This window comes from Arachnia propionica, from assembly GCF_003932785.1.
Taxonomy (GTDB): domain Bacteria; phylum Actinomycetota; class Actinomycetes; order Propionibacteriales; family Propionibacteriaceae; genus Arachnia; species Arachnia propionica_B.
The window spans coordinates 270,228-276,661 of record NZ_RQYT01000001.1; the positions used below are offsets into that span (position 1 = coordinate 270,228).

6 protein-coding genes are annotated in these 6,434 nt (G+C 62.4%); 1 reads left to right on the forward strand and 5 read right to left on the reverse strand.

Annotation, left to right across the window (positions count from 1 at the left end; genetic code table 11):
- Positions 1-21: 21 nt before the first annotated feature.
- The 3 genes from EII35_RS01250 to EII35_RS01265 all read right to left on the reverse strand — a co-directional run bounded on the left by EII35_RS01250 (position 22) and on the right by EII35_RS01265 (position 2,924).
- On the reverse strand, positions 22-1,662 hold the full coding sequence (locus EII35_RS01250) for an AAA family ATPase (protein ID WP_125226634.1): 1,641 nt from the start codon (positions 1,660-1,662) through the stop codon (positions 22-24).
- A gap of 41 nt (positions 1,663-1,703) precedes the next feature.
- The gene (locus EII35_RS01255) at positions 1,704-1,910 is read right to left on the reverse strand and encodes a hypothetical protein (protein ID WP_125226635.1); all 207 of its coding nucleotides are present in this window, start codon (positions 1,908-1,910) and stop codon (positions 1,704-1,706) included.
- 114 nt (positions 1,911-2,024) lie between these two features.
- The gene (locus EII35_RS01265; protein ID WP_125226636.1) at positions 2,025-2,924 is read right to left on the reverse strand and encodes a DNA-processing protein DprA; all 900 of its coding nucleotides are present in this window, start codon (positions 2,922-2,924) and stop codon (positions 2,025-2,027) included.
- 368 nt (positions 2,925-3,292) lie between these two features.
- On the opposite strand from EII35_RS01265, the gene EII35_RS01270 reads away from it, so the two are divergent.
- Positions 3,293-4,201, forward strand: a complete 909-nt coding sequence (locus EII35_RS01270) for a DNA adenine methylase (RefSeq protein WP_125226637.1) — start codon at positions 3,293-3,295, stop codon at positions 4,199-4,201.
- Here EII35_RS01270 and EII35_RS01275 read toward each other — a convergent pair.
- Together EII35_RS01275 and EII35_RS01280 are read right to left on the reverse strand one after the other, a co-directional pair.
- Positions 4,152-5,669, reverse strand: coding sequence for a hypothetical protein (locus EII35_RS01275; protein WP_125226638.1), 1,518 nt, complete (start codon positions 5,667-5,669; stop codon positions 4,152-4,154). The genes EII35_RS01270 and EII35_RS01275 overlap by 50 nt on opposite strands.
- Positions 5,670-5,836: 167 nt before the next feature.
- On the reverse strand, positions 5,837-6,163 hold the full coding sequence (locus EII35_RS01280) for a helix-turn-helix domain-containing protein (protein ID WP_185744092.1): 327 nt from the start codon (positions 6,161-6,163) through the stop codon (positions 5,837-5,839).
- Positions 6,164-6,434: the final 271 nt, after the last annotated feature.

Consider the following 6,434-nt stretch of genomic DNA (forward strand, 5'->3'; position numbering starts at 1 on the left):
CGGCCCTCTCAGTGTCGCCCCCTATGCGCGCCACCGTTCAGACGCGCGCAATGCCTCGTACGTATACAGGAATGGCGAAGGCACGCGCCTTCGTGCTGACCACGCACGGACGGAGTTGATGGCTGTCATAGCTGTCAGAGCCGCCCCGGTCATCATGAGACCAGCTGGTGCCCCAGCGAGCGGGTCCCCGACATCCATTGCCGCATGCAGTGCGGGAATGGCGCCGAGACCTGCCGCCACGGCGGTATCCCGAACACTCGCGCCAACTTCGCTCACGACTGCCCCCCGGACGTACGCCAGGCCGACGCGGCGATTGAGCTCCAGCGCACGCGAGATTTCCCTCGCCGCACTCTGGCACGAGACTTGGATGTCTCGAATCGCGTCCTGCAAGTCTTCAACTGTCACGGCCGACGACAGAGGCGTTTGGATGTACCTCCGCAGCGACTTAAGCTCGTCGGCGTGCTGATCCCGGAATAAGCGGACCGCCAAAAGATCAGATGTTTGAGGGACTGGCAACAGCCAAGTCACCGCCGCCGCTGCGGCAAGGGGATCGGTTGGCGCGCTAAGCGCCCGCCTCCTCTGTTCGCTCAGCATTAGGACGCAATCATCGCGATCCGATGCAACGTGCGCCGCGACGGTCAACATGATGTCATCGACCACAAACTTCGGACCGACAAGAGTTCCAGCATACGGCCTATCGCCTCGCCCGGCCACCCACATCCCCGCGGATGACGCGAGGAAATCGAACGCCCGGCCGTAAATCTTGCCGACGGCAATCGTGTCGAGCCCCGGAGGCAGGTTCCAGAGGTGTCCGGTGTTGAACTCTTGGTCGCTCTCCCATGGGCGGGCAATCCAACGTTGCTGTCGTTCACGTCGCCTACGCAATCGCTCAGTTGTGCCACGCAGCGCATTCAGCTCAGTCGCCGCAGCGTTCACCTCGGAAACAATGCCCCGTATCTGTTCCTCGAGGTCCCGAATCTCAGACGCGCCCGGATAATCTTTGCTCTGCTTCGTTGCGTCGATCTGAGCACGAAGTTCGTCGAGAGTTCGGCAAACGTCACGGTAGTCCTGGGATGCGCGGTCCAGATCCCTGCGCTGCTGCCACAGAATGCGCACTTGTTTGACGAGCGGGTCGATTTCTTCCCGTCGAGCTAGCTTCGCTGCCTTGATGCTTGGACGAGCCGCCGCCTTCATCGACTCCAAGCGTTCTTCCTTTAGGCGCCTGTCGGCCTGGAGCTGCTTCAGAGCTTCCGCGAGGCGAGCCTCTCGTCTTTGCGCCTCCCGAATTATATTCCCCACCTCAGCGAGTTGTCCGAGCACATTCCGTCGGCGTCGATCAAAGCCTTCGGCCCGATCAGCCCATCGACCGATGTAGCTATCTCTCTTCGGATCTATTCGCCGCGCGGTAGCGATCCAGCCTGAGACTCGGGCTCGAAGCTCGTGCTCGATGTAGTCACCGTTCGCGAATGTGGCCGGCAGGCTCACCGGCTCGTACAGATCGCCCAGAAGGTGCTTGATACGACGCGAAACCCGACCGTCGCGGTCGTCCAAGTAGGGTTCGGGCGCAAACGTCGCGATCTTGTCCTGGTAGAGGATCGCGGGCACAAGCCAATCGTCGGGCGGCTCGATGTCTGGCGCCCAGAGCGCGACCGTCTCTCTCATGACACGCATCCTAGGTGCAAGGCAATTCCGGTGCCTGAGGATCACAGAGACCTCGGTTTAATCGCCATGCCGTCGTCACCTGCCTTGACGGTGACGTGCAGGAGTTCGTAGTGGCCTCCGGAGATGGATGCGAGGTTGTGCCTGCCGCCGCCGTTGTAGGTTTGCCAGCCTTGAATGTCGAGGGCATTTGGCCCTGCCAGATCAGAACGGAACCGCGAACCTGCCGACGGCGACGACCAGCGGATCACCCGCCGACTGCAACACCACCACTTCGGGCACGCCGACCGGCGTCAATGGAGACCCGGACCGGCTCGTCGACGATCCCTCAAGCTCGGGCAAGGTCACCGCCCGCATGCTCCACCTCAACCAGCAAGATCAGACGTGTCGGCGACCAGCGATGCGGTGCCATCCCGAAGCAGACGATGCGGCCCGATGCTCGCGGCACTCGTCACCGGGCCTGGTACGGCCCCCACGCCCCGACCCAACTCGAAAGCGTTGCGCGCCACCACCAGGGAGCCCGACCGGCTTCCTGCCTCGACGACGACCGTCGCGGACGAGCACGCCGCCATCTCCCGCGCGCGAGCGATGAACCGATTCCTGGTCGGAACTGCACCGGGCGGCACCTCGCTGATAAGAAGCCCGACATCGGCCGCGCGTTCGAGTAGGTCGCGGTAGCCAGCAGGATAGGGGCGGTCAACTCCGTTAGCGAGGATCGCGATCGTGTTCCCACCTGCGGCGAGCGCCGACTGGTGCGCGGCACCGTCGATCCCATACGCGCCACCGGCGACGACCACCCGTTCGTCCGCAGCCATCGAAGCGGCGAGTTCGCGGGCAATATGGTCGCCGTAAGAAGTGGAAGCGCGTGCCCCCGTGATCGTGATGAAGTCCTGCACCGCGCGAGCGAGAAATGACGACGCACCACGAGCCCACAACACGTACGGGGCTCTCACGCCCAGATCATCAAGTGCAGCAGGCCAGTCAGCGTCACCGGGGACGAGTGCCCGAACCCCTGACCGCTGAACCTGGTCCAGACGGGAGGCGACATCCTTCACCGCAGCGACGTCGAAGTGGCCCCGCCAGACCTGCGCGTCCACAGAGCTGAGGCCCACCACAGCGCTGTCGTGCTCGGCAAGCCAAAGCATCTCCACCGCTCCAAGCCGAGCAAGAAGACGACCCGTCACTGGATCATTCGGCTCAACAACAAGGGACAACACCATCCGCGCAGCCCGCTCGTCACCTGCAAGGGCGGTCAAGCCAGCCATCTTCGCTTCCTCTCAGCTTTCCTACCGAGAAGGTGCGCACCGAGCGTCTCGCGGCAACGAAGCTCGGCGCTCCCTCCGCTCTGAGCGCGAAAGCCGTGCCGCCGAAGATCCACACCTGACGAACTGTCCGCGTTGCAACTGGCAGCTCGTCGCGTAACGAGTACTATTCGTAACATGAAGAGTCTGGGCGATCTGACTGACGCGGGCCTAACAGAGTTGGACCGTGCTCTGCGTCGCGAGCGCCTTCGTCGTCGCGACGCATGGCGAGATTGTGAGCACTGCGGCGACCCCTTTCTCGGCCGAGGTGACGCGCGCTTCTGTTCTACTCGCTGCCGAGTGACTGCACATCGAGTGAGGGAAAGACTCCAGTGAATGACAGCCTGCGTGTCGTTGGGTCACGCCGTTACGGCACACTCTCCCCGCTTCGATACCCAGGCGGAAAAGCTGCGCTTGCTGGCTTCTTCGCTGACATCATCGAGGTTCTTGGCATCACAGATGCCCGCTACATTGAGCCTTACGCCGGGGGCGCAGGCGCAGGGATCGCGCTACTTCGTGAGGGCATCGTCCGGCACTTAGTTATCAATGACATCGATCCAGCCGTCCATGCCTTTTGGAAGTCTGTCGTTGCCCACAATGCGAGCTTTGTAGAGCTGGTCGGGTCAACGCCGCTGACCATTGACGAGTGGCAGAGACAACGAGAGATATACCGCTCCCGAGAGGAGAGCGATATGCTGCGCTTGGGATTCGCTTTCTTCTTCCTCAACCGAACAAATCGTTCAGGGATTCTGAACGCAGGCGTTATCGGCGGGCAGCGTCAGGAAGGGAAGTACAAGATTGATGCCCGGTTCAACCGGCAAACCCTCGTTGAGCGGTTGACCGCAATCGGCGAGCTGGCAGATCGCATCACGGTCTCTGACCTCGATGGCAGGACAGTAATTCAGCAGTACTCTCACGATGAGCGATCGTTCATGTATATCGACCCGCCCTATGTGCAGGCGGGCTCGCAACTCTACCTAAACGCCTTCGACGGACGGGATCACAAGGCCCTCTCGGCGATCGTCAACTCAGTCGAAGAGGCGCACTGGCTGGTGACCTATGACACGGCCCCACTGATCGAAAAACTGTACAAGGATCAGTTCCAGTGCCGACTGGAGCTCACCTACTCCGCCAGGTACCCGGGGCAGGCCGAAGAGCTGTTGGTGGCCTCCCCGTCGGTCGCACGGGCGATCAAGGCGTTGCAGTTGACGCCTGTGAGATCCGACGCAACAAGCGCCTGAGCAGCGGGTTCACAAGCTTCCACGCCTGCCGAAGGTCGTCCGCGCTAACGGAAGCATCGGCGCTGTGCGCGATGAGGTTGAACCACTGGATCGACCCGTGCTTGTGAGCGTTACCCGACTGAATAGTGGCAATGGTCGACTTGAGAGACTTCTCTTGACCGTAGGCCTGCACGACATGCTTGAATGCATCGCTCAACTGGCCGGTGGCGGGGGTTGGGTCGCCCTCGAAATGGACCTTGATGGTCGCCTCCAATACTGAGCGCATGAGGATCGCGGCCGCGATTGGGAGATTCGTGAGGCTGATCCTGCGCAGCTCGAAGTATCGCAGCTTGAGATTCAGTGGCGCGTTCTCGTAGTCAAGCCCCGACAGGTCAAGCGTGTCCTTCGTGTCTGGATGGTTGGGCCCACGGCTGCCGGTGCCACCAGGTGAGCCAGGTGGAGTCGGACCGGTTCCACCCCGACCACTGCCGGGCCCGCCGGACACACTGGACGGACCGCCTTGGGATGGTCCTGATGGCGTTGGTTGCGCGGGAAGATCGGGCGGCGCTGGTTGTGGCGAAGTAGGAGTCGAGACGCCGTTGAGGCGATTCACCAGGGACTGATATTCCTGCTTGCTCTTCTTGAACTCTGGCGAGCGAGTGTTGAGATGGCCGGCACGAAACTCGCCGACGAGATACTCCAAAGCGCTGAGCTTCTCTTTCGTCAACTTCACAGCAATCTTTTCGGGCGTCGATGCCCGCGGCAGGAGCATGCCATCCTTATCGAACTCCACGCCGATCGCAGAGGCAATCTCCTTGTTTCGGTAGGCATATTCGAAGGCTGACATCTTCAAGGCGTCGCTTTGAGCATACTCACGGAGAGTGTGATCAGTAAACGGTGCTGCACTTAGGAAGCGCCGCATCACGGCCATCCTCATGAACCTGGCAACCTCGACGTCCGGGTACTGCGCCTTCACATCGTCAACCGTGGTCTGCTCGTCGATGAGCGAATAGTAAAAGGTGGCCTGCTGATCACGGCTCCAGCGCCTCTTCGACATGCCGGTATGCAACCTCGCCACGTGAGGCGCCGCTGTCGCCCGGTCGGGAGCGACGATCACACGAATCCGTTCCGGCAGACTCCCCGCCTCCACTGCGTACCGCTTCAGCAGGGCTCGAATCTCTGCCTCATGGCCGGGCACGATCGTCGGGTCCCGAAGCGCCTTGAGCGCGCTGACTCGGCGGTTGCCTTCCAACACGGTGTATGGGGAACCACTCCCGGAGTCCGATGCCGACGTCACAATCGGGACTTCGTTGTCGAAGTAACCGTCACGGAGGATCAGTCGCGCCGCTCCGAGGACGTCCTCCGACGCAAACAAGTACTTCAGCGCACCAGCTTCGTCGTCGCGGCGCGTCGGTATGCGGTAGTTCTCCAGGTCAAGAAGGAGCCGATCGAGGTCGACCTCGACTATCGGTAGCTGCTCGTAAGCCATACCCAGCCCCGCTCTCGTGCTCCGTCCGGCGATCCACGCCCTCGGCGAACTGGCGAGAGCAGTCGTTCATGCCGAACGCTAGCCGCCTGTTTCGGTCTGTGGGCCGAGACACGTCGAGAGCGACGATGTCCGGCGAAACTCTCCGCGACCACCGACCCGGAACAGCGCTACGAGGCATCAGCGCCATCCACGATGAGTCCAGCCTCGACCAGCGCTGCACGCACAGCCTTGCGGTCCACTCCCAGCCGGCGCCCGATCGCCCGCATCGAGACACCCGCTCGGGCCAGCCGCACCGCCTCCGCCTTCTCGTCCAGACCCAGCCCCGGCAGGCGGGTCGGCACGTTGCGCCGGCGGAGGTGCGTGCACACCGTGGCGCGGTGGATGCCGTAGGTCTCGGCGAGAGACTTCACGCTCATCCCGGCCAGGTAGTCCCCGACGAGCGCGTCCACCTCGGCGGCGGTGAGAAGAGTTTGAGCCGTCTCGACAGTCCTCACAACAGGGCCACGATCATCCCTCGGAGCGGTGCTTTCGGGCCGTCGGGAGACCGCGTAGACCCCACGGTTCAGGCGGTTGACCAGGGTTTTCGTCTTGGGGGCGGAGTTGCCAAACGTGCTACTCAGGCACCCCAGATGGGTCAGGTCCAGCCTTCAGGAACGAGGCACGGCCTGGCACTTTGAAGCGCCCCAGGTTTCGTGCCGGTCCTTTCTGGGGTGGGAAGGTTGGCATCATGCCGAAGAAGATTGATCCCGCGGTGAAGGCTCGTGC

Excerpts from the sequence above, each read along its gene's own strand:
- EII35_RS01250 (WP_125226634.1), bottom strand. The coding sequence starts at position 1,662 with ATGAGAGAGACGGTCGCGCTCTGGGCGCCAGACATCGAGCCGCCCGAC.
- EII35_RS01265 (WP_125226636.1), bottom strand. The coding sequence starts at position 2,924 with ATGGCTGGCTTGACCGCCCTTGCAGGTGACGAGCGGGCTGCGCGGATG.
- EII35_RS01275 (WP_125226638.1), bottom strand. The coding sequence starts at position 5,669 with ATGGCTTACGAGCAGCTACCGATAGTCGAGGTCGACCTCGATCGGCTC.